This window comes from Streptomyces sp. NPDC033221, assembly GCF_055577005.1.
In genome coordinates, this window is record NZ_JBVIQN010000005.1 from 273,200 (window position 1) to 295,491 (window position 22,292).

Annotated in this window: 26 protein-coding genes and 1 pseudogene; 15 read left to right on the forward strand and 12 right to left on the reverse strand. The window is 66.9% G+C overall.

Annotated features, from left to right (window positions below; all coding sequences use genetic code 11):
• Nucleotides 1-55 precede the first annotated feature (55 nt).
• The 3 genes and pseudogenes from ACZ53K_RS08860 (at nt 56) to ACZ53K_RS08870 (ending at nt 2,471) form a co-directional block, all read left to right on the forward strand.
• Entirely contained in the window at nt 56-1,294 is a 1,239-nt protein-coding gene (locus ACZ53K_RS08860; RefSeq protein WP_468833094.1) for an amidohydrolase family protein, read from the forward strand.
• A 123-nt stretch (nt 1,295-1,417) separates the two neighbouring features.
• A pseudogene (locus ACZ53K_RS08865) lies at nt 1,418-1,504 on the forward strand (GntR family transcriptional regulator); the annotation flags it as partial.
• A gap of 43 nt (nt 1,505-1,547) precedes the next feature.
• Nucleotides 1,548-2,471: an FkbM family methyltransferase gene (locus ACZ53K_RS08870; RefSeq protein WP_468833396.1), complete on the forward strand. Its 924-nt coding sequence runs from the start codon at nt 1,548-1,550 to the stop codon at nt 2,469-2,471.
• Nucleotides 2,472-2,538: 67 nt separating this feature from the next.
• Here the strand turns inward: ACZ53K_RS08870 and ACZ53K_RS08875 are convergent, their stop codons facing one another.
• The 6 genes from ACZ53K_RS08875 to ACZ53K_RS08900 all read right to left on the reverse strand — a co-directional run bounded on the left by ACZ53K_RS08875 (nt 2,539) and on the right by ACZ53K_RS08900 (nt 9,613).
• Complete coding sequence (locus tag ACZ53K_RS08875) at nt 2,539-3,270, reverse strand: hypothetical protein (protein WP_468833096.1); 732 nt, start codon at nt 3,268-3,270, stop codon at nt 2,539-2,541.
• A 677-nt stretch (nt 3,271-3,947) separates the two neighbouring features.
• Nucleotides 3,948-5,165, reverse strand: coding sequence for a putative T7SS-secreted protein (locus tag ACZ53K_RS08880; RefSeq protein ID WP_468833099.1), 1,218 nt, complete (start codon nt 5,163-5,165; stop codon nt 3,948-3,950).
• Nucleotides 5,166-5,182: 17 nt separating this feature from the next.
• Nucleotides 5,183-5,545, reverse strand: a complete 363-nt coding sequence (locus tag ACZ53K_RS08885) for a hypothetical protein (protein ID WP_468833100.1) — start codon at nt 5,543-5,545, stop codon at nt 5,183-5,185.
• A gap of 284 nt (nt 5,546-5,829) precedes the next feature.
• Nucleotides 5,830-6,588: a glycosyltransferase family 2 protein gene (locus ACZ53K_RS08890; RefSeq protein ID WP_468833103.1), complete on the reverse strand. Its 759-nt coding sequence runs from the start codon at nt 6,586-6,588 to the stop codon at nt 5,830-5,832.
• Nucleotides 6,589-6,590: 2 nt separating this feature from the next.
• Nucleotides 6,591-7,379 carry a GntR family transcriptional regulator gene (locus ACZ53K_RS08895; protein ID WP_468833106.1) on the reverse strand — a complete coding sequence of 263 codons (789 nt, stop codon included), beginning with the start codon at nt 7,377-7,379 and terminating at the stop codon, nt 6,591-6,593.
• Nucleotides 7,380-7,984: 605 nt separating this feature from the next.
• The gene (locus tag ACZ53K_RS08900) at nt 7,985-9,613 is read right to left on the reverse strand and encodes a tyrosine-type recombinase/integrase (RefSeq protein WP_468833108.1); all 1,629 of its coding nucleotides are present in this window, start codon (nt 9,611-9,613) and stop codon (nt 7,985-7,987) included.
• 180 nt (nt 9,614-9,793) lie between these two features.
• Here ACZ53K_RS08900 and ACZ53K_RS08905 point away from each other — a divergent pair, with 180 nt between their 5' ends.
• The 3 genes from ACZ53K_RS08905 (at nt 9,794) to ACZ53K_RS08915 (ending at nt 12,220) form a co-directional block, all read left to right on the forward strand.
• Complete coding sequence (locus tag ACZ53K_RS08905; protein WP_468833111.1) at nt 9,794-9,979, forward strand: DNA-binding protein; 186 nt, start codon at nt 9,794-9,796, stop codon at nt 9,977-9,979.
• A gap of 290 nt (nt 9,980-10,269) precedes the next feature.
• Nucleotides 10,270-11,208, forward strand: a complete 939-nt coding sequence (locus ACZ53K_RS08910; RefSeq protein ID WP_468833114.1) for a recombinase zinc ribbon domain-containing protein — start codon at nt 10,270-10,272, stop codon at nt 11,206-11,208.
• A 127-nt stretch (nt 11,209-11,335) separates the two neighbouring features.
• Nucleotides 11,336-12,220, forward strand: coding sequence for an MBL fold metallo-hydrolase (locus tag ACZ53K_RS08915; RefSeq protein WP_468833116.1), 885 nt, complete (start codon nt 11,336-11,338; stop codon nt 12,218-12,220).
• On the opposite strand, the gene ACZ53K_RS08920 is transcribed toward ACZ53K_RS08915, so the two are convergent.
• Entirely contained in the window at nt 12,202-13,002 is an 801-nt protein-coding gene (locus tag ACZ53K_RS08920) for a helix-turn-helix domain-containing protein (RefSeq protein WP_468833118.1), read from the reverse strand. The genes ACZ53K_RS08915 and ACZ53K_RS08920 overlap by 19 nt on opposite strands.
• A 342-nt stretch (nt 13,003-13,344) precedes the next feature.
• Here ACZ53K_RS08920 and ACZ53K_RS08925 point away from each other — a divergent pair, with 342 nt between their 5' ends.
• From ACZ53K_RS08925 to ACZ53K_RS08965, 9 genes are all read left to right on the forward strand, one after another.
• Nucleotides 13,345-14,049, forward strand: a complete 705-nt coding sequence (locus tag ACZ53K_RS08925; protein WP_468833121.1) for a beta-ketoacyl-ACP reductase — start codon at nt 13,345-13,347, stop codon at nt 14,047-14,049.
• A 642-nt stretch (nt 14,050-14,691) separates the two neighbouring features.
• Nucleotides 14,692-15,669, forward strand: coding sequence for a ParB/RepB/Spo0J family partition protein (locus ACZ53K_RS08930; RefSeq protein WP_468833124.1), 978 nt, complete (start codon nt 14,692-14,694; stop codon nt 15,667-15,669).
• Nucleotides 15,670-16,080: 411 nt separating this feature from the next.
• A complete protein-coding gene (locus ACZ53K_RS08935) occupies nt 16,081-16,323 on the forward strand; it encodes a hypothetical protein (RefSeq protein ID WP_030660204.1) in 243 nt (80 codons plus the stop codon).
• A 36-nt stretch (nt 16,324-16,359) separates the two neighbouring features.
• On the forward strand, nt 16,360-16,635 hold the full coding sequence (locus tag ACZ53K_RS08940) for a hypothetical protein (RefSeq protein WP_468833127.1): 276 nt from the start codon (nt 16,360-16,362) through the stop codon (nt 16,633-16,635).
• Entirely contained in the window at nt 16,632-16,832 is a 201-nt protein-coding gene (locus ACZ53K_RS08945) for a hypothetical protein (protein ID WP_468833129.1), read from the forward strand. The genes ACZ53K_RS08940 and ACZ53K_RS08945 overlap by 4 nt, the downstream gene beginning before the upstream one ends.
• Before the next feature lie 212 nt (nt 16,833-17,044).
• Nucleotides 17,045-17,302 carry a hypothetical protein gene (locus ACZ53K_RS08950; protein ID WP_468833132.1) on the forward strand — a complete coding sequence of 86 codons (258 nt, stop codon included), beginning with the start codon at nt 17,045-17,047 and terminating at the stop codon, nt 17,300-17,302.
• Nucleotides 17,299-17,640: a VRR-NUC domain-containing protein gene (locus ACZ53K_RS08955; protein ID WP_468833134.1), complete on the forward strand. Its 342-nt coding sequence runs from the start codon at nt 17,299-17,301 to the stop codon at nt 17,638-17,640. Before ACZ53K_RS08950 ends, ACZ53K_RS08955 begins: the two co-directional genes overlap by 4 nt.
• 118 nt (nt 17,641-17,758) lie before the next feature.
• Complete coding sequence (locus ACZ53K_RS08960) at nt 17,759-17,956, forward strand: hypothetical protein (protein ID WP_468833137.1); 198 nt, start codon at nt 17,759-17,761, stop codon at nt 17,954-17,956.
• Nucleotides 17,956-18,225, forward strand: a complete 270-nt coding sequence (locus ACZ53K_RS08965; RefSeq protein WP_468833141.1) for a hypothetical protein — start codon at nt 17,956-17,958, stop codon at nt 18,223-18,225. The genes ACZ53K_RS08960 and ACZ53K_RS08965 overlap by 1 nt, the downstream gene beginning before the upstream one ends.
• Nucleotides 18,226-18,373: 148 nt before the next feature.
• On the opposite strand, the gene ACZ53K_RS08970 is transcribed toward ACZ53K_RS08965, so the two are convergent.
• From ACZ53K_RS08970 to ACZ53K_RS08990, 5 genes are read right to left on the reverse strand one after another with little or no spacing between them, the layout of a single operon-like run.
• Entirely contained in the window at nt 18,374-18,598 is a 225-nt protein-coding gene (locus tag ACZ53K_RS08970) for a hypothetical protein (RefSeq protein WP_468833143.1), read from the reverse strand.
• 4 nt (nt 18,599-18,602) lie between these two features.
• Nucleotides 18,603-19,232 (reverse strand): hypothetical protein, encoded by a 630-nt coding sequence (locus ACZ53K_RS08975; RefSeq protein ID WP_468833398.1) that lies wholly within the window; start codon nt 19,230-19,232, stop codon nt 18,603-18,605.
• Entirely contained in the window at nt 19,115-19,648 is a 534-nt protein-coding gene (locus tag ACZ53K_RS08980; RefSeq protein WP_468833146.1) for an FAD-binding protein, read from the reverse strand. Before ACZ53K_RS08980 ends, ACZ53K_RS08975 begins: the two co-directional genes overlap by 118 nt.
• Before the next feature lie 17 nt (nt 19,649-19,665).
• Entirely contained in the window at nt 19,666-20,481 is an 816-nt protein-coding gene (locus ACZ53K_RS08985; RefSeq protein ID WP_468833148.1) for a serine hydrolase, read from the reverse strand.
• 11 nt (nt 20,482-20,492) lie between these two features.
• Nucleotides 20,493-22,103, reverse strand: a complete 1,611-nt coding sequence (locus ACZ53K_RS08990; RefSeq protein WP_468833151.1) for an MDR family MFS transporter — start codon at nt 22,101-22,103, stop codon at nt 20,493-20,495.
• Nucleotides 22,104-22,292: the final 189 nt, after the last annotated feature.

The following is a 22,292-nucleotide window of genomic DNA, read 5'->3' on the forward strand; positions in this document are numbered from 1 at the left end:
GACCTGACGGGTCGTCAGGTACGTCGCCGACGCGGCGACCGCTGAGAGGGGCCTCATGACTGGCCAGACGAACGGCACGAACGGTACCGCCGCCTCCACCGACATCCCTCGCGTGATCAGCGTGGACGACCACGTGATCGAACCGGCGCATCTCTTCGAGACCTGGCTGCCGGCGAAGCACCGAGAGCTCGGGCCTAAGCCGTTCACCGCCGGGATCGGCGAGCTGGCGTACGTCGGCGGCAAATACAAGTTCACGACGGACCCGGCCGGCCAGCTGACGGACTGGTGGCGGTACGAGGGGGACCTCTTCCCGTACAAGCGGATCATCGCGGCCGTCGGTTTCTCCAGGGACGAGATGACACTCGACGGCATCACCCGGGAGCAGATGCGGCGTGGTTGCTGGGATCCGACAGCGCGGATCGCGGACATGGACCTGAATCACGTCGAGGCGTCGCTGTGCTTCCCGACTTTTCCCCGGTTCTGCGGGCAGACCTTCGCCGAAGCCCGCGACAAGGAGGTCGGCCTGGCGTGCGTGCGCGCGTACAACGACTGGATGGTGGAGGAGTGGTGCGGGGACAGCGGCGGACGCCTGATTCCCCTGTGCCTGATCCCGTTGTGGGACGTCGAACTGGCGGTGCAGGAGATTCGGCGCAATGCTGCCCGAGGGGTGCGCGCCGTGACGTTCAGCGAGATTCCCACCTACCTGGGGCTGCCGAGCATCCACTCGGGTTACTGGGATCCTTTCTTCGCGGAGTGTGAGGCGACGGGGACGGTGGTGTGTATGCACATCGGCTCGTCGTCGCAAATGCCGGCCGCCTCGCCGGACGCGCCCCCGGCCGTGCAAGCGTCGTTGTCCTTCAACAACGCCATGGCTTCGATGATGGACTTCCTCTTCAGTGGCGTCCTGGTGAAGTTCCCCCGGCTGAAGCTGGCGTACGCGGAAGGGCAGATGGGCTGGATTCCGTACGCCTTGGAGCGCGCGGATGACGTGTGGGAGGAGCACCGCGCCTGGGGCGGCGTACGCGACCTGATTCCCGAGCCGCCCTCCACGTACTACTACCGCCAGATCTTCTGCTGTTTCTTCCGCGACAAGCACGGCGTCGCGTCGATTGAAACCGTCGGCGTCGACAATGCCACCTTCGAGACCGACTATCCGCATGTCGACTCGACGTGGCCGCACACCAAGAAGGTGGCCGCGGAGCACGTCGCCGGCATGCCTCCGGACGTGACTTACAAGATTCTCCGAGGGAACGCGATCCGCATGCTCGACCTGGACCTCGACATGGCGCGGTGACGCCCGAGGGCCAGGGGGCTGGTTCGCACTCGCGGCAACACTGTAAGCATTTGGCCGGTGGCGGCTGCTCCGTACCGGAGGCCTGGTCCCGGTACGGCCGCCATGACCGGTGGTGCTTCAGCAGGGCGGCCGGTCGAGACGGCGGACATCGTCGTACCGCATGCGTACTGCGAGATCATTTACGAGGTCCCCATCGAACGCCGTACGTAGAGTGATCCGCACGGCCGCCGGCTCGACCACTTCGGGGACACAGGTGACTTCTCTTCTCACGCAGCTCAAGCTCGACCTCTCTCGCTGGTACGTCCGCTACGCCCCCGGCACGTTCGGCAAGGCCGGCATCGTGGACTCCTACCTGAACACCGGCCTGCGTGACCATCCACGCATCCGCCGGACCCGTACACGCTTCGGCGCGACGTTCGTCACCGACACCCAGGACCTGATTCAGCGGTACATCTACGTCTTCGGGGTGTGGGAGCCACACCTGACGCGTTGGCTTGAGCGTCGGCTCCAGCCCGGCGATGTCTTCGTGGATGTCGGGGCGAACATCGGCTACTACAGCCTGCTGGCCTCGCGGTTGGTCGGTGAGGAGGGGGCGGTGGTTGCTCTGGAGGCATCTCCTGACTTTCACCGAGTGCTGCTCAAGCAGGCGGCGATCAACAGGTGCGGAAACGTTCGTGCGGTGAACACCGCGATCTCCGACCGGGACGAGATGCTCACCTTCGTCCTCGCGAGCTCTCACAACATGGGGGCCAACAGCATCGTGCCGTACGCCGGCGAGGCCGAGTCCACCTTCGAAGTAGCCGCTCAGCCGCTGTCGGACGTCCTCAGCCCTGAGGAGATCGCCCGAGCGAGGGTGATCAAAGTCGATGTGGAGGGGGCTGAAGGCGCTGTCGTCCGGGGGCTGGTCCCGCTGCTCGACCAGCTGCGACCCGACGCGGAGTTGGCGATCGAGGTGACACCACAGCGGATGCTCGAACTGGGCGATTCGGCCGACGAACTGCTGGGCGCGCTACGGGCGAACGGTTTCCACATGTACCGCCTTCAGAACGATTACGCCGCCGGCCGCTACCCAGCCGCCTTGCGACGCGCATCAGAGGTGCCGATCCGGTGGCGTGAGCCGATCACCGAGGAGAGCGAGCTGCTCTTCTCCCGCATTGACGCCGAATACTTGCCGTAGGCCCCGGGGGCGGTGCAGTGATCGCGTCGGTACACCAACCCGTCAGCCGCTCGACTCCGACAAGGGCTCAGCCGAAGGGCGTCGCGGGTGCCGCGCTATCAGCGTGGTGTTGGCCGGGCGAGGGCGTTGCCGGGGAACCCGCAGGCGTCCCCGGTGAGGTGAGCTGAGGACGACCTCCCTGAGGCAACGTGTGGTCCGGCTCGTCGAACGTCACGCTGTTCAGCAGTGCCACGATGTCGGAGCAGTACGCGTCCCAATGGCCCTCGCACGGCGTCGTGAGGTTGAAGGAGACGAGACACTGCTCCTGGCCCTCCACCCCTTCCGGCACCGGCAGGTACACCTGCATTTCTGCCATCGGCAGGTTCAGCTCTTCCCCGGATGCGGAGGTTTCAGCGGGGATGTGGAAGCCGTTCACGCCAGTCAGCACCGCTGCAGGCCCGACCGGGGTATCGAATACCGTTCCTGCCCAGGAATCTCCCCGCGCGGCGACCAGAGCGCGCACCATGCCGTCTGCCGCGACTGCCGCATCATCCCCGAATGCGAAGGGCGTCACCGTGACAAGCAAGGTACCGAGGGACAGTTCGCCTTCGTAGGGACGCAGGCAAGTTCCGGCGTACAGCGTCCCGGACTCTTCGAGCGCCTGCGACACCTTCTGCAGGTTGCTCACAAGGTTCTCGTAGGCTGCGGGCCTCGCTTCGAGAGCTTCCCGGGACACGCACGTGATGAGTTCCTGTCGCGCTTCTTCGACACTCATCCCTATGGGAATTTCCGTGAAGCCCGCCGGTGCGATGAATTCCAACTTCATCTTCCTGTCTGGTCATGGTGCGGGCCCGCGGGAGGGGGAGGAGGGGAAGGGGGCGGGACGGGAAACTGGGCTGCCTGCTGACGGCGGAAACGCTCAAGCAGTTGCAGGTTCTCTTGGTGCCAGCTTCTCGTGTACCGCGGCCCGAGGGCCGCCCCGGCCAGGCACAGGAGGCCGACGAGGCAAGAGCCCACTGTGGCCGACACCGTCTCACGTGCGGCCCACGCCAACGCGAAGAAACCGGCGGCGAAGACGCAGAACACGCTGATCAACCGAGCCGGGTGCCACCCCTCATAGGCTTTGACCTGCCTCTGCGCACGCGCAGCACGCTCCGGGTGGATCAGCGGTGGGGCGGCGACCGCCGACGGATTGTTGGGGACAGCTCCTGGCCAAGGCTGAGTGGCGGCGCTCCACGAGCCGACCGCCTGCACGCGCGCCAGGGTCGCCTGGGCACGCTGCCGGGCCCCCGGGCTGTCGTCGCAAGTGAAGAGCAAACGGCGCTGCCCTCGTCCGCAAGGTTCATCCGCGCTGAGCGCATAGCCCAACTCAGCGCCGACCCAGGTAATCCGATCAGCGCGCCTCGCCCCGAACCCGGTGAAGACGACTTCGACAGTCGGGCGTCCGTCGAAACGTGCTGCTACCACCGCCTCGTCCTCGTCTTCCATGCTCGTCTCTCACCCGCCGTCGTTGCTGTCCTGGTCTTTCGCGCTGCCCTTCTTCCACGCGTTCTCCACAGCAACCAGCAGAGGGCCGGCGCCGGGAATTCCCATCTCCATGGCCTGACGGCGGTCCGTCGGCTTGAAGTTTTCGAATACGGACGGATCTCCGAACAGCCCGGCCCAGGAGTCGACCAGTCCGAAGTTGGAGGCTGCGTCCGCCGCACGGCTCTTGAAGATCGCGGTGCCCAGCCTTCCTCCGACGCGAACTGCGCCACCGAACGGGATCGTCCCCAGCGCGTCCTGCGCCAGCGTCCGGTTCGACACGATGTCTTCGCCACCCGCCATGCGAGCTGTGCCATGGAACACGAGCGCTCCTGCCGCGAAGCCGGACGATGTGACCTCCAGGCCCGCGGCCAGCGGGCCGAGAACGATCTCAGAGGGAGGGAAGACGAGGCCGAGAGCAGCGATACCCACTCCAGCAGCGCCGAGTATGGCGCTGACCGTCGACAGGACATCACCGACAGCAGCGATGGCGTTGGCGTGGTTCTTTACCCAATCCCAGGCTTGATGCGCCAGACGGGAATTGGCCTCGGCCAGTGATTTGATGGCGTCGCCGATTCGATCCAGCAGCCCTGGTTCGTCGGGGGCTTCTTCCGAGGCTTTGCGTACGGCCTCTGCGATCTTCTCCGCAGCCTCGTCATGCTGATGCATGAGCCGTTTCGCGTCCTCGATGAGGGTGTTGAGGGCGTTCCTGGCAGCATCAAGCTCTTTGACTGCCCGGTTCAACCGCTGCTCTGCGTTGTGCAGCTCTTCATCGGTGTCGAATGTCTGCCCTGCCAGTCCCAGGTTCGGGTTCCCCTCCGCGTCCCGCACACGAGAACGGGCGGTTACCGCGCGAGCCTCCAGGTCTGCCGACCGGGACTTCATGCTGCTCAGCTTCGCGGACCACTCGTTCAGCTGGAAACCGCAGTCATAGAAGCTTTGCGTCGCGGAGTCGACCAGCTTCGGCAGTTCCTTCACCTGTGCGGAGAACGCGTCTGCGGCAGCTCCCTTCCACGCATCTCCGCCACGGGTTATGGAGTTCAGGGTCTGCCAGACCGAGCTAAGGTTTCTGTGCGCCTCGAACGACTGATCCGTGAGTGCACGCACCGCCGAGAGGCTTCCGGGGGCCGGATCGAAGCCGAGGCCCGGGAACCCTGCAGCCTCGGAAGGTATCTTCCCGCCACCACTCATGTGCCCTCCCTACCCACCTACCCGAAGACCCGGGACGTGGCACCGGATGCCGATGTCGAATGCGGCGACGAGGAACCGGGGGATCCCTCAAGGCCCTTGGCGAGCGCTTGTTGAATTCCCGTTTCGCAGGCGCGGTACGATTCCGCAGTGGCATCCACTGATCCGCGTATGGAGTTCGCCAGTCCGGTGATCTGCCCGATTCCGTACTTCCACTTCGACTGAAAGTCCGAACAGGCGGAATCCAAGGAGTCGTGCCCCAGCTGCCCTGCGGTGGCTTGGTCCATCTTGCGCGTCACGGTCCGCATCCCGGTGACGCTCTCGTCGAGCTTTCGCGAGATGGAGCCGAGTTCGTGCACATCGACTTTGAAAGTCCCCGGCAAGAGAGCCCTCCCTCTTACTCCTGCGCCTATCTGCCGTACAGGCAGAGCAGCCTAACAACGGCAAGATCCCGACACGGCGGGGAGGGCCAACCATTACTACGCCTTAACGGAGGTAGTGGCGCGGCTGAGGCCGTGGTGCAGCTATCCAGTCTGTTCCGAGCACCGTTGAACCACCATCGCGACATGGCATTGTCGTGTCGGGTTCCGGACTCGGCAGGCCAGATAGCGAAGAGCGGCTGCGGGGGGGCTTCGCCCCCCCCCCCGCAGCCGCTCTCAAGCCGTGACTACGCGGCCCCGTACCGCCAATCCCTCATCGCCGCCAAAACCCGAGCACGAGCCTCCACAACCGCAAACCGAGCCTCCCGCTCCCCCTCATGAGCGTGAGCCGCCTGGCTCGTCGCCTGTCCGGGCCACTTGCGGTACAGCAGTCCCGTTTCGGCGGAGAAGTGGCCGCGGCTGACCGCGCTCAGGGCCATCAGCAGGCCGGTGTCCTCGCTCGCCGGCAGGGCCATCCAGCCGCCCAGCGCCAGGAGCAGGTCGCGGCGCATGAAGAGGGTCGCCGGGTGGACCGGGGCGCGGTAGTTGTGCGCCTTCCAGTGCTGGAGGACGGTTCCGCGTTCGATGGGGCCCTCGGGCGGGTCCTGGTCGAAGCCGACGGTGGAGCCGTCGGGCAGGAGGTCCAGGGCGCGTGAAGTGGCCCAGCCGAGCGAGGAGTCGGCGGTGAGGGCCCGGAGGTCGCGTGCCAGGGCGCCCGGGGTGAGCATGTCGTCGGCGTCGAGCACCTTGACGTACTCGCCCTCGGCGCGCGACAGGCCCAGGGTGCGCGCGACCGCCGCGCGCCCCTGCCGGCCCTGGCCGAAGGAGATCCGCGGGTCGTCGGGCAGGTGGGGGGTTACGGCGTCGGTCTCGCCGTCCTCCTGGACCACCCACTGCCAGTCCCAGCCGTCGGGCAGCTGCTGCTCGGTCAGCGACTTGTACGCGTCGGCCAGGAACGCGGCGGCCGACGGGTGGACGGCTGTGATCACCGTGATGAGGTGCGTCACCGTCACCACCGTTCCAGCCGGGTCGTGAACACCAGCTCGACGCGGTCGCCGGGCATGATCACGTCGGAGACGTCCACCACCCGTCCCTCCGTGTCGAGGGAGATCTTGCGGAGCGCGATCACGGAAACACCCTTCCGGAGGCCGAGCTCCTCGGCCTCCTCTGATGTCGGAGGCCGGGCCGTTATCCGCTCGACGATGTGGTCGACCTCGATGCCGATGGTGTGCAGCTGGCTCTGGGTGCCACCCGGCCATGGCTCGTTGGACTCGTCGAGAAGTTCCGGGTTGGCGGCCACCACGTCGTGGACGAGGTGCGAGCAGACGAGGCTGAGGGCCGCGTCTTCGTCGCGTGGACAGGTCCGGTAGGTGCGTTCGAGCAGCCGGGTGCCCACGGGTACGGCGAAGGCCGCGGCCAGGTCCTCGTCGGCCTTCGTTTCGCGGTACCGGGTCTTGAAGACGAGATCGGAGACGGTGAGACCGGTGTCGTGTTCGGTGGCGCCGGTCTTCCCGCGCTCGTTCCGCGCCGCGCGTGCCCGGTCCTTCTCCCACTGGTGACGCTCGTTGGTGCGCTCCGCGCGCTGCGGTGGTTTGCGGACGAAGTTGCCGACCCCGTGCCGCTTGTCGATCAGCCCCTCGGCCAGCAGCTCGCCCAGCGCGTCGCGCATCGTCGGGACACTGGTCTTGTACTGCTTCGCGAGCGTGGTCTCCGCCGGGAGACGATCTCCCGGCCGCAGCCGGCCTGCGCGGATGTGCTGACGCAGCTCGTCAGCGATCCGCTCGTACTTCCTGGCCATGGGGTGCTCACCGCCCTGATCGTCGGACGGGTTCAGGATAAGTCCTCAAGAGGAGTTGGCGACTTTTGCGCGTCCGCATCGGGGCAGCCGCCCCCGGACGGCTTCGTACAGCGCCCGTACAGGGCCCATACAGGGCCCATACAGCGAGAACGCCCCTCCGAAATGCCTCCCGGAAGGGCGTTCTCAGTGCGTTCTACCTGGTCACAACTAGAGCCCCCTGTCGGATTCGAACCGACGACCTACGCTTTACAAGAGCGTTCTGGTTGGGAATCGAGCCTGATAAGCAGCGGATCGGAGCGGCTCCCAATCCGCCCTCCAACAGCGATAGATCACCGCTTGGAGGGTCGTTTCGCCAGCTCAGAGGCTCCTCGGCAGGTCTCTCCGGAGCCTGCTCTGCCGCAGGTCCTTCCTCGGTTTTCCTCATCTTTCCCCGCCTGTCCCCGGCCTTCTGTCCACGTTCTGTCCACGGACCGTCCCCGAACACCCCTTCTTCTGGGAAGCGGGCTGACGCCGGAGGACGAACGAGAGTTTCCGCAGGTCAGCCTTGCCCTGCCATCTGCTGGTCCAACGCTTCGCATTCGCGCTCGCCGCGCATAACCACACCCTCACGCTGACATCACTCGGCACGGGACGGAGTGGCCATCGGCTCCCTCCTGGGCGTCCCCCGCGGTCCCAGGCCCTTCTGGTTCTGGGTCCGAGACGACGAGGGTCAGCTTCGGAGCGGTTCCCTCCTCCGTCGCGTTGGCTCGCGGTACGAGGGTGACCGGTGCGTTCGCCGCTGCTTGATCGAACTGCGGCATGAGCGAGGTGTAGGTGTCGGCGGTGAGGGAGTAGTTGCTGTGGCCGAGGAGAGCTTGGATGGCCTTCATGGACAGGCCGGCCGCGAGGCTCAGCGATGCGGCGCAGTGGCGGAGGTCGTGGAGGCGGATCGGGGGGAGGTCCAGCCTTTGGACTAGGCGGTCGAAGGCTTGTGAGACGTTGTCCGGGTTGTGGGGGCTTCCGTCCTCGGTGGTGAACACGCGGCCTGAGTTGACGTAGGGACCGTACTTCTCGGGTTCGGCCAGATGTTTTGCTTCCCAGGCTTCGCGCTCGGCTTTCTGTGCCTGGCGCACAGCTCGGAGGAGTGCGCGGCTCACGTCGTCCAAGGTGACGGTGCGGCGTCCGCTGCGGCTCTTGGGGGTGTCTTCCCAGACTTCGCTGTAGGTGCGGCCCTTGACCAGTTGCTCGACGACCTTGAACGTTCCGGCTTCCAGGTCCGTTTCCGTCCAGGGGAGGCCGACGGTTTCGCCGCGTCGTGTCGCCCTGAAGGCCGCGAGGTGCCACATGGGGTACATGCGGTGACCGGTTGCGCCGTCGAGGAACTGCCCGGTCTGTTGCGGTGTCCAGACCATGACGGGGCCTGGGATTTCTCCCGTTTCGCGCCAGCGTGCGACACGTTCGTCCGTCCAGACGAGGGGTTCTGGGCGCTCGTACTTGGGGAGTACGACGCCTTTGGTGAAGTTCTCCGTGATCAGCTTTTCGGCGACTGCGGCGTCGAGGGCGGCGGAGAGGGTGTCTTTGAACTTCTTCTGTGTGCCCGGGCCGGTTTCTCGGCGTGGCTTTTGGCGTGCCGCGCGTAGGGTCGCTTTGGCTTCGGTCCACCGCTGCCGCAGGTGGGGCGGGCGAGGTTTGGGGGCGGCCTTCCAGGCTCGGTACGCATCGTCGCACTCGGCTTCGGCCTGCTGCGCTGCGAGCCGGTTGGCTGCCTTGGACTCGTTGAGGACCCAGATCTCTTCGAACATCTCCTGGATGTGGCGCTTACGCAGTTGGCGCAGGGGGAGGTGGCCGAGGGCGGGGATGAATATTCGCTCGACGTAGTCTTCGTAGTCCTTGCGGGTGCTGCGCTTGAGGTCGACGCGCTGGCGCAGCCAGCGGCGCAGGTATTGCGCGACCGTCTCCTTGGAGTCGATGTCGACGCCGCCCTGGGCTTCGTCCCAGAGCTTCTGTGCCGCTTCCTTCGCGTCGGCCTGGGTTCGGAAGCCGCTCTTGCGGGGCCGGCGTCGTTCGCCGCGTGGGCCGTCGGGGAGGTTGAGGTAGTAGGCCCAGGAGCCGTGGTCTCGTTTCTTCAGGTCCGGGCAGGCCGAGCCGATCTCGCGGCGCTTGGGTTTGCCGTCGGGCCTGAGCACCGGTCGGCCGGCGTCGTCGAGTACCGGCTCCGTGCACGAGCATCGCTTGTAGGTGGTTCCGTCGAACACGCAGGCTCCTGTTTGAGCTGGGGTTTCTTTGCGTGTCCTGATCTTTCTGTAGCGGAGTTCGGGCTTCCTTGGGTCTCGTATGCTTCCGGTCAGGTGGCGCGGGGAAGAAGGATTTGACCACCTATGACCACATCTGCGATCGGCCCTGTTGCGCCTGCCTCTGGCCTTGGAGACATGTCCATGGAGGAGGTGCTGGCGCTTCCGCTTGCGATCAGCGTGGCGACGGCTGCGCGCGCTTTCAAGATCGGACCGGACAAGGCGTACCGGCTGATCGAGGAGGGCCGGTTCCCGGCGAAGCTGATTCCGCTGGGCGATACGACGAAGGTGGCGACGGCGTCCGTCTGGGAGGCGCTCGGCCTTCGTTAGGCGATCTTTTGCTGCGGCCTGTTTCTCCGAGGGCCGCCCGCTCTCCGCCCCCAGTGGACCTGCACACGGTGGTTTGCCCGGCCATTTTTTAGCCTCAGGCAACCAAGCTGGCCAGGGTGAGCGAGGTCACTTTTCGATGTCGCGTTCGAAACCTGTTCCTGACCTGCATAAATACCCGACAGCCCCAAAGGAGTGGAGAGACCTCCTATGCCACCCAAGTACATTGGCCTATTACGGAGCTAAGGGGCCGCTATGGGCAAGGCGGTCGCACTCCCGATGGATGGAGATTCATGGCACGGCTATCGGGCTACGTGCGTCCTGGAGAGCTGCACCAGCAGGAGGCCCAGGGCTTGCGTGAGGGCGCTTCACGGCTGTTCTTGGACGAGCCCGTAGGCACGGTCGTGCGCCAGCTCACTGACAAGGGCTACACCAACGCGCGCGGAAATCCTTGGACCGCGGAGGCTTTCGTGCGGGCCATCCTGAACCCGCTCATGGCGGGCCTCGATAAGAACGGCGAGCCCATTGAGGACTTCGGGGAAACGGTCCTCACGCCGGACGAGCACCGAAGGCTGAACGCGCTGTTCGCTAAGCGTCGCGGCGAGCAGGCTCCCCCTCGTGAACCGTTCGACTACCTGCTCACCGGCGGTCTGTCCGAGTGCGGGCGGTGTGCCTACCCCATGCAGGGGGCACGGGTGAACGGGGACGCTGACCCCGGATACCGGTGCCCTCCCCCTAAGGAGGGTCGTCCTTCGTGTGGTGGCGTCCGCATGAACGCCAACCGCCTGGAGGACGCCGTAGCCGAACAGGTCCTTGCTGATGTTCTGCGACCTGGCACTCATGAGCGGCTGCTTCAAGTCCAGGAGGACGTCAAGGCCGAGATGCGGCGTCTGCGTGAGCACGTCGAAGGGGCTGAGGAGCGGTTCAAGGAACTGGGTGGCCTGTACGGGCGCGGCCTGTTGGTGCGCTCGGCGTTCCTGGCCGCACAGAAGGCCACCAAGGAGGACCTGCGGCAGGCTCGGACCCGTCTTCGGTTCCTGGAGCAGATCGCGGACGTTCCGATCTCCGACGTCACCAATTTCGTCGCGTGGTGGAAGACCGCCCCGCGGGCTTCTCAGCGGGCCCTCATCGCCTTTGAGGTTTCCAAGGTTCGCGTCATGCCGTCAGGGGGCGGGCGGCACCCCGACCCACATGAGCGGATCGTTATCGACTGGCGCACACCCGCCACCTGATCTTCATTTCGTGCGCCCCGTCTGCCGGGGCGCACCGTTATGTCTGCACATCGTCTTGTCCAGCAAGTTGGAGCCTGCCTTGTCGTCCCCTTCCCTCGTTCCGCTGTCGTCCACCACGTGGGCGTGGATGCACAACAGCACCGCCTGGGGCTACAGCAACTGCGGACTTGTCGCCTCCGACAAACAAGCTCTGCTGGTGGACACCCAGTTCACGTTGACCGGCACGCGACTGCTGCTGGGAGCGGTCGAGGCGGCGGTGCCCGAAGCGGAGATCACCACTGTGGTGAACTCGCACCAGAACGGGGACCACACGTGGGGCAACCAGCTCCTTCCGGACGCCGAGATCATCACGTCGGCTGCGTCGGCCGGGCATGTGTGCAAGGAGATCAGCCCGGAGCAGATGATGCTGCTCGGCCGATCGGCTCCGACGTCTGCGGTCACCGCGTACGCCGCTGAGCACATCGGCGTGTTCGACTTCAGCGGGATCACCGTGACCGGCGCGACGCGTTCGTTCACCGGCACACTGGAGCTGGAAGTTGGCCGGGCGGCGGTGGAACTCATCGATCTCGGCCCCGCGCACAGCGAGGGTGACGTGGCCGTGCACGTCCCCACAGATCAGGTGGTCTTCACCGGCGATGTGTTGTTCATCGGAGCCCACATGATTGTGTGGTCCGATTCCCTCAGCGCGTGCATCGCGGCCTGCGACCGGCTACTGAGTACGGGGGCCACCACGTTCGTTCCGGGTCACGGTGAAATAACCGACCGGGCAGGTGTGGTCGCCTTTCGAGACCGCCTCACCCGTGTCCACGAAGATGCCACTTCCTGTGCTGCGCGTGGCGTCGAGTTGACCGACGCGGCCCGCCTAATCAAGGGGGCCCACGCCGGCGATCTCGCGCACCCTGAGCGGCTTTTCACTGCTGTTGCCGCTGCGTATAAGGAAGCGGGCGTAGAAGGCGGCCCTTCCACGACTATGGGGCTCGTCGAGGGAATGGCTCAGCTCGCGAGGGAGTAGTCCGGCGGCACGATGAACATCATGCGCTGGCTACGGTCGCTGAGCGGGGCGAAGCAGCGGAAGATGACCTCGAATTCCTCTTCACCGCGGTTCGGCAGGTACATCCAACGCCGGTGGCCGTCTGGGTGCGTGACGCTCGTAAGGTCGTCGGTAAGAAGTCGTGCTGCGACCTTGTCGCGCTTTTTGATGTCGGCTACGACTTCGGCAAGCCTGCGGTTCTCCGGCTGGGACTCGTGCACGAGGCGCAGTTGGGACGCCATGGGCTTGGCCCACGACTCCTCCCAGTCGATCAGCTGAAGCCGGGCTTCAGGGTAGGTCAGGCACCAGGTCATGATGTTGATGCCGTACTTGATCCACGGCCAATTCCGGACGCACAGGTCGTTGTACAGGAGCATGTCCCACGAGGCGTCAGATATGTACGCGGGCCATGGCTGCCCCTGAATCACTGCGGCCGTCGAGGGGTCGATAACTGCAGCTGGGCGGTAGAGGGGTGGCGGCTCTTGCCCCTTCCCGTACACGAACAGGGTGTACCGCTTGGCCTCGTTGAGGTCGAGAGCGCGCACGATGCGCTCCAGCCATTCCGTTTTCGGGTTGTTGATGCTGCCGGCCTCCAGACGCCGGTACCAGCTCTCCGTCACACCAGTGAGCACCGCCATTTCGGCCTGTGTGAGGCCGGGTTTACCTCGCGGCCCGAACCTGGCGGTGAAGCCGGGGACCAGGTTCGGGTCCATCTTGGCGCGCCACTCCCGGAGAAAATCGCCTACGCGGTGCCTATTGGACATCAGGGCGTTACCCCTCCTTGAGGGTAAAAGTATCGGAAAGACGCCGAAGACCTTAACGCCCCTTTGACGCCCCTTCGCAAGTGCCTCCATGATCATCTTTTCGCCATCGAGCCACCCAAAGCTGGACATTGACCGCTTTCCGCCCTCTTCAACAGTTTGTCAATCACCGCTACACTTCGTACCGGTCACCCTGCGTAGTCGAGAACGATCAAAAGCGAGCGTTCTTTTTGTGCGAAGGTTGCTGCACCGCAGGGGCCACCCGGTCACGGATACCGGCCTCTCGGGCTCTCTGCCACGGCAAACGGCAGAGCTGAGCACCAGAGCACCAACTGAGAGGTACCCATGAGCCGCAGCGTCTTCATCACCGGTGGTAACCGAGGCATCGGGCTGGCGATCGCAGAGGCCATGGTCGCCAACGGTGACAGAGTCGCCGTCACCTACCGCTCAGGCGAGCCGCCCGCCGGCGTGCTGGGGGTGAAATGCGACATCACCGATCCTGAGCAGGTCGAGGCTGCGTTCCAGCAGATCGAGGAAGCGCACGGGCCCGTCGAGGTCCTGGTGGCGAACGCGGGGATCACTCGCGACACCCTGCTGATGCGCATGTCCGAAGAGGACTTCGGCGACGTGATCGGCACGAACCTCACGGCGGCGTACCGGCTGGCCAAGCGTGCCACCCGCGGAATGCTGCGGGCCCGCAAGGGCCGCATGATCTTCGTCGGCTCGACCGTCGGCCTGCGCGGCGAGGCGGGACAGGCGAACTATGCGGCAGCCAAGGCAGGGCTGGTTGGCTTCTCGCGCTCCATCGCCCGCGAGCTTGGCTCTCGGGGCATCACGGCCAACGTCGTCACCCCTGGACTGACCGAGACCGACATGACCGCCTCGCTCCCCCAGGACCTCAAGGACAGCATGGTCAAGCAGATCCCCGCGGGCCGGGCTGCCCAGCCGAAGGAGATCGCGGCGGCAGTGCGTTTCCTGGCCAGCGATGAGGCGTCGTACATCACCGGTGCTGTCATTCCAGTCGACGGCGGCGCCGGCATGGGGCACTGACCGGGGGCTCGGCCACACCGGCGGAGAAGCATCTTGCGGCTGCCCGGCACCGCGCTCGGGCCGGGCGGCCGCCACGGGGGCAGGGCGCGTCAAAAGGAGGGGCAGGCGGTACACAGCCTGACTTGGCGAGGAGTGACGTGATTGATGTACAGCGCATTCTGGCGCTGTCGAAGCAGCCTCGGGGCGGGCGACCGGGCACTGAGGAGCGGGACCTTGCGGCGACCGGCCGCGTGCTGAGCTACCTGCACAGCGAGTCGGACCGGCTGGCGATGCCGATCCGCTGGAGCGCGGCTCGGTGTGTCACAGCGAGCTCGTGCCAATCGTCCAGTGAAGGAGATGACACGGGGGCGGCAGCAGTGTGCGCTCGGTGTCCGATCGCCCGCGACTGTTCTACCGCCCTGCTGGCAGGTGCGCCTGTTGAGGTCCGGCGGTGGCGTGAGCGCGTGGACGGGGGTCAGGCGGTCACGCCCTGAAGGGGAGCAGGGGGGGGAGCCCGTGGGGCGCCGGGAAACCGGCGTCCCACGGGCATTTTGCTCTTCCTGCTCGGCCCGTGCGGTGGGTCGGTGACGTACGCCAGGTCACACCTGGCTGGGTCACCGCGAGTGGACACCCCCATAAACCATAGTAGAATTTAGTTAATGGTTGAGGGAAGAACTCACCACCTACCTCCTGGAGCAACCAGTGCAGCGCGTCCTGAACATGAGCCAGGTCCACCGCAACCCCCGCCAGCCCCGCGAGTACTTCGACGAGGCGGCCCTTCAGGAACTCGCCTCCTCCATCGACGAATACGGCCTCATGCAGGCCATCGAGGTCCAGCCCGACAACGAGCGCGGCGGATACGAGATCGTCGCCGGCGAGCGCCGGTGGCGCGCCCATCAGCTGCTCAAGCGCACCAAGATCCGCGTCACCATCACCAGCGAGAAGAGTGAACTCCGCCGCTTCAAGCGGTCGGTCAGCGAGAACGTGAACCGCGAGGACATGACGCCCCTGGAGGAGGCGCGCGCCTTCCAGCGCATCCTGGACGAGGAGGAAGGCGCGACCGTGGAGTCCGTAGCCGCCGACTTCAGCAAGACCACGGCGTACGTCAAGCTCCGGCTGGCCCTGCTGGACCTGCGCGAGGATGTCGCCAAGCTCGTGGAGGCCAAGACCATCGGCACTCAGGCGGCAGTGCAGATCGCGGCACTCAGTCACGCCAACCAGGCTTCCCTACTCGCCAAGTTCAGCCGTGGCGAACTCGCCTCGGACAACGAGATCGTGCACTTCGCCTACGCCATGCGCCAGCAGCAGGAACAGGCCGTACTGATGATCACAGAAGAGCTGACAAAGGAGCAGCGCACGGAGCGCGCGGCAGCGCAGAAGAAGACCCGCACGACGCTCGACAAGATCGAGCAGGTACGCGCGATGCTGGACGAGATCGGAGCCAGCGACCCGCTGAAGCTCGCGCAGGCCCTGGAGGGAGGCGTCGGGGCGCGCCTGGAGCAGCTGGATCGCGTAGCGGAGTCTCTGACGAAGGCGCGCTTCCAGCTCAAGCAGGCCAAGGCACACTCCGAGGCCAAAGAGCTGGTCCAGGTCAACCCGGAAGCCGTGGCGGACACGGAGCCGGAGCCGGTGGCGGCCTGACGCCAGAGGGCGGGGCCGCGAGCCCCGCCCCTCACCTCAGCAACCGTCCCCAGCCAGATGGAGCCCCCTATGTCCGCTCGCACCGAGCGACCACAGTGGCAGACGATGACCAAGTCCGACTTCGATGCCCGCCTTCCCAGCACATGGACACTCGACATACCCACCGGGCCGGTGCGTATCGCAGCCATCCCCGATGCGTCCGGCACCCCCGCTCTGTTCGGAGAGGCGGCGCCCCCTGTACAGGCCAGCCCCACCCGCCCCTGTAGGCAGAGAGACGTTCAGGGGCAGGAGCCTCTTTTCTGAGTGGGGTGACCTCTTCCGTGCCGCCCGCCGCGATTGCCCTGTTCACCACGTCCGTTTCCGGCCGGCGGAAGAGCGCACCGGACACACCCCTAAACACAAAGGAACCCTATGCTCGCCACGTTCACCACGGTCGACTGCTACAGCACCCTCGGAATCAGCCCCGGCGAATGTGACGAGTGCGAGGGCCGCACCGTCGTCACCTTCCTCCGCGGCCCCCACGAGGAAGTCCGCGAGTGCGAGCAGTGCCGCGGCACCGGGTGGTGGCACCCTTGCCCCCACTGCCCCGACGGAACCAATCCCGCCACTGCGGACACATGCGAGACCTGCAACGGCTACGGCTCGCTTCACTAACCAGAAATAGGCCGCTACTTTAGAACGGAGACAGTCGTGCGAACTGGCGACATGCTCGCTCACCACGCCCTCACCACCGGGCAGCACACCAGTGCCACCACCGGCCCCGACGGAGTCCTGCACATGAGCTTCACGCTGACAGACGGCACGATCCAGCACTTCACCCGCAACCGGCCAGGCGGCCCGGAAGACTGGCGGGCCGGCCTTCAAGAGAGCCAGCACGGCGACTGCGCGTTCGACGAACCCGTCTCCACCGCATGGGGGCGCGGCCTGGAACTGATCGCCTCGCGCCACACAGGGAGCACCAAGTGAACGACGTCCGCGCGGACTTCCGGCCGCATACAGGCGTAACCCCCATCCGCTGGCAACGGGACCAGCCGCGACCTTTCGAGTACGTGAACGGATACGCCGAGGATCCCCTCACTGGCGAAACGCTGGTGATGGTGCGCTGGCCCGGCGCGCTGACAGACACCCCCTGCCGCGCTGCCGAGCTCGCCGTTCTCGACTGACTCAGACCGAGAAATAGGCCGCCGCCTTTCGCCATGTTAGATTCGTGACCGTTGTCAGGCCCGAGGCACGGCCCGCACAACAACCCCGACCTCCGGACGGGCAGCGACCCCCCGCGCCCAGCCCGCCCGGAAGGCCCGTCCGATACGGGCCACCCCTCCGGCCGGGGCCCGCTCCTCCGACAGCGGGCCCCGGCCCACCCACGGAGAACCAGATGCCTGCCGAGACCACCACCTACGACTCAGAGCTGTACGAGGCACTGATCGCCGAGCGATACGGCCGCCCCATGAGCGAGATCCTCCAAGAACACCACCGGGCGCCCCTGCCCGAACTCCTCAAAGAACGCCACCGCCGCCCCACGCGGGCGGTAGCGATCCGTCCGCAGCACACCCCGGCGCCGGACCCGGACGCAGCCCGGCACCGAGCCGACCTCGAAGCGGCCATCGCCCCTCGACGGGGGAAAGCGGCGTGAGCGTCACCGAAGAACAGTTCCGCCGGCACGTACGCCAACTCGCCGCCGCACGCGGCTGGACGCTGGCCTACCACACCCACAACAGTCGCCGCTCCGACGCTGGCTGGCCCGACGAGGTGTACGGCCATCCCCAGACCAAACGCACGCTGTTCGCCGAGCTGAAGTCGGACACCGGCCGCATCCGACCCGCCCAACGCGAATGGCTCACCCACCTCGCAGCCTGCGGCCTCGAAACCGCGCTGTGGCGCCCCAAAGACCTCAGCCTCATCGTCGCCACTCTCGCCCCCACCGGGCCCCGAGCCCAACTACCCGAATCATGGACAAGGACTACGCCGTGACGGCCACCGACAGCACCACACCGCCCCCCGGCCCCTGGTGCAACAGTTGTGACAGCTACTTCAACCTGATCACCAACACCTGCCGCTGCAACAACCGCTGACCCCCAAGGCGCGCTCCATGGCTGACACCACCTGCCCCACCCCCGGCCAGCAGGCCCCGCCCCAGCTCGACGCGGCTCTGGCTGAGATCGCCAAGCTCGCCAACGAGTTGTGCGAGCACCTAGCGGACGGCCAATGGCGCGCAGCCGATCGCATCCGGCATCTCGCCGAGACCGTCGCCACACCTACCGACCACCCAGGGAAACGCAAGTCCTGATGCACGTACGGTTCGATACCCCACCCATCCCCCACCGCAGCCAGGAGACCCACGAGACCGCGCAGGCCCTGCGAGGCCGCCCCGGTGACTGGGCCCACATCGACACCCACGACACCATGAACCGGGCCTCCAACCAGGCTCACCGGGTGCGTACGGGCAAGCTCTCTGCCTTCCGGCCCGCAGGCGTCTTCGAAGCCAAGGCGCACGGCACCAAAGGTGGAGAGGCTGAGGTCTGGGCCCGGTACGTCGGCGCGCACTCCGGCGGCTGAACACGGTTGCCCCATACACCTGTCTGGGCTGTAGGCTCGACAGCGAAACCCCGCGGCATCCCCCGTCCGCGGGGTTTCGTCTTGCCCGGACGGCCGATGCATCAGGAGCCAGGTGGCTACGTCCCCAAAGCGGTAACGGGCCACGAACTCAGCCCTCGGCACCGCCCCACTCTTCCGGCCCGCCGCCCCTCCACTCCACCAGCCGCGGGTCGTCCAGCGGGATCGCGTCGGCGTCCTCCGCTACCCCTGCACGCCGCAAGAACTCCTGGACGTCCCGCCTGTCGTGCGCCAGTCCAGCGATCTCTCCGCGTACGGTGACGCGTCGGCCGCCAGTCGGCGACAACGGATGCACGATGACAGGGGGGACGGCCATAACCTCATCGTGCGGGCGCGCCGTTCACGGTGCACGTAGCAGGGGGCCGGACGGGTTCAGGGCGCAGGTGGATGGTGGTGGCTTCCCGGACCTGGCGAGCGAGTGTTTGCAATGCTGTGGTGAACGCGGCTGAGGTCGCCCCTTGGTGGGCGGTCAGGGTCAAGGTACGGCGGGTTGAGCAGCGTACGCCGGAAGTTATTTGACTGCCCGGGTAGTGGCCGGTCAGCTGGAGAAGCCAACCGGCGCTGGTGCGAAGGGTGCCGAAGTCGTCGCGGTAAACCAGTCCGCCGGCTGTCCGGACGAGGTGGGCCTGGGCGCGGGTGAGGGGCGGGTTGAGGAAGACCGAGCCCGCCTGTCGTGCGTCCGGTCCGGTGTCGGGCAGGGTCAGGCCGCGTCGGCAGCGGTCGGCGAGAACGCCTGCGGCGGCTTCCCCCAGGGGCGGGCGCGCGCCGGGGCGGGTGCCGAGGGCGTCGGCGAGGTGGGGGTTGGTGACCGGTGCCGCGCTCTGAGCGCGGGTCAGGTGCAGCGCGAGCTGGAGGATGGTCCAGCGGCCGGCCTGGTTTTGAAGGTGCTGGTGCGGTAGCCGAATGCACAGTGATCGGGTTGGAGTTCGGTGATCGTGCGCTGCTGCCAGTCGTAGACCGTGAGGTGGGCGAGGCCGTCGGAGATCTGCTGGCCGTAGGCGCCGGTGTTCTGCACCGGGGCGGCGCCGATGGTGCCGGGAATGCCGCCAAGGTACTCGATGCCGGACAGGCCCTCGTGGACGCAGTGCGCGACGAGCCCGGCCAGCGGCTCTCCTGCTTGCACGGTGACTTCCACGATGTTGTTCCCGTGCCGACGGAAGGTGGTGCCGCGAGTCGCCATGCGCACCGCGGTGCCGGGGTGTCCGGCGTCGTCGGCGAGGGTGTTGCTGCCGCCGCCGAGGATGAACGGCGGGGTGTGAAGGCCGAGTGCAAGGTCGGTCCAGTGGGCGGGGTCGGTGTGGGTGACCAGCCGGTCGGCGGGGCCGCCCAGGCGCAGGGTGGTGTGGTCGGCCAGCAGATCACCCATCGGGGCCCTCCCGGGAGTCAGATGGCGGAGATCGTTTTGAGGGCGAGGGAACGCAGGGGTGCGATGCGGGTGCGGGCGGCGCCGTGGTAGACGGCGTTGGTGCAGATGACCAGGTAGCGGCCGGTGTCAGGGGCAAGGTAGAGGCTGGTCCCGGTGAAGCCGTGGTGGTAGGCGATGCGGCCACCGTCGGCCAGCACCCAGGACAGGCCGCGGTCGAGGCCCGGCTCGATCGGGGCGTGCGGGACCAGGCTGGCCCGCAGCCAGCCGCCCAGCGCGCCGCCGTCCTGGTAGGCGGTGATCAGGGCTTGCGCGTAGGCGGCGAGGTCGCCGGGGGTGGAGAAGACGCCTGCGTGCCCGGCGATGCCGCCCATCAGGGCGGCGTTGTCGTCGTGGGCGGCGCCCCAGATTCGCGGGGCGCCGGGCAGGCGCTGTTCGGTCGGGGCGACGGTCCGGGACCGGGTGACGGGGCCGTAGCAGGTGCGGTGCATGCCCAGGCCGGTCCACAATTCGCGGCCGAGCATGTCCAGGGGTGCCTGGTGGAGGTGGGCCAGGGCCAGGCCGAGCAGGATGTAGCCGCGGTTGATGTACCGGTGCGGTCCGGAGTCGGTCTCCAGTGGTTCGCGCAGCAGGAGTTCGTGCAGCGGGGCGTTGGTGCCGCGGTAGTGGTCCAGGCGGGTGGAGGCGCGCAGCAGGCGGAGCGGGTCCGGCCGGGGTGGCCGGCAGGCGTCAGGGGCAGGACGGCGAGGGGGCCGGTGGCTGGGCAGGGGGTGGTGGGGTCGGCGGGCGGCCCGGCATAGAGAGATCGGCCTGTGCCGGGCCGCCCGCCAGGCCAAGAGTTGCCGGGTCAGACGGACTCCGCTCCCGCCGTCTGACCCGAGGGAGCGTCCCCACGCTCCGTGCTCTTGGCCGGCTCGGTGGGGCCTCCGCGCAGTGGGGTTTCCTTGAGGAACCAGGCCGCGATGAAGCCGAGAACGCTGATCGCCGCTCCCCAGACGAAGACCAGGTGGGTGCCGCTGGAGACCGCGTGGAGGTAGGCGTCCTTGACCATGGGCGGCAGCTTGGCCAGGCTCTTGGGGTCGAGCTGGGCGCCGGCCATCGCGGCACCGCTGCCACCGGCCCGCTCCTGCATCACGTCCTGGACCTTGTTCGTGAAGAGCGCGCCGAAGACGGCGACGCCGACGGATCCGCCGACGGTGCGAAAGAGGGTGGAGGACGAGGAGCCGACGCCGATGTCCTTTGTCTCGACGCTGTTCTGCGCGATCAGCATGGACGTCTGCATCAGACAGCCCAGGCCGGCACCGAGCACCGCCATGTAGGCACCCGAAGCGAAACGCGTGGTGCCGGTGTCCATCAGGGACAGCAGCCCCATCCCGGCGGTCATCAGCATGGCGCCGCCGACCACGAGAACCTTGTACTTGCCCGTTCGGGTCGTGTAGCGGCCCGCGATCAGCGAGACGGCCATCATGGAGCCCAGCAGGGGCAGGAGCAGCAGTCCGGAGTTGGTGGCCGAGGCACCCTGGACGGCCTGCTGGTACAGCGGCAGGAAGGTCATCGCCCCGAACATGGCGAAGCCGACGAGGAAACCGACGACAGTGATGAGCGAGAAGTTGCGGTTGCGGAAGATGTGCAGCGGCAGCACCGGCTCGCCGGCCTTCCGCTCGACGAGGATGAAGGCCGCGATGGCGAGGAGGGTCAGCACGCCGAGCCCGATGATCTGCGCTGACGCCCAGGGGTACTCGGTCCCGCCCCAGGTGGTCATCAGGACCAACGAGGTGATGCCGACGGTCAGCAGCGCGGCACCTACGTAGTCGACGCGGGACTGCGAGCGTTTCTTCGGCAGGTGCAGGACGGCGGTGATCGCGATCAGCGCGATCGCGCCGAGCGGCAGGTTGATGTAGAAGCTCCAGCGCCAGCCCATGTGGTCGGTGATCGCGCCGCCGACCAGGGGCCCGCCGATCATCGCGACGGCCATGACGCCGGCCATCATGCCCTGGTACTTTCCGCGCTCCCGCGGCGGGACGAGATCGCCGATGATGGCCATGACGCCGACCATCAGACCACCCGCGCCCAGGCCCTGGACCGCGCGGAAGCCGATGAGCTGGCCCATGTCCTGGGCCATGCCGGACAGCCCGGAGCCGATCAGGAAGATCACGATGGAGGTGAGAAAGACGCCTTTGCGCCCGTACATGTCGCCGAGCTTGCCCCAGATCGGGGTCGAGGCCGCGGTGGCCAGGGTGTAGGAGGTCACCACCCAGGACAGGTGGCTCATGCCGCCCAGTTCGCTGACGATCGTGGGCATCGCGGTGCCGACGATCATGTTGTCGAGCATGGCGAGCAGCATCGCGATCATGAGTGCGAACAGCACCGTGCGTACGCTGGCGGGCTTCTTGCCGACCTCATTCGCGGCCTGCTCCGGTATGGCTGCCGGGGCCGCTTCGGTGGGCGGCATTCCCATTTTTGAATCTCCTACTGGCTTGATGCCCGGCACGCGCCTGTCTGCGAAGCCGGGTACGGATGTGCGGGGTCGGTCGCTGGACTCGTCCATGTGTGCGCCGACAGAGGGATCACGGGCGGCGGCGTCGCGTGACTGGTCGGCCACTGGGGCCCCTGGCCGGGTGCGGCCCTGGCGGTTCGGCGGCCGCCG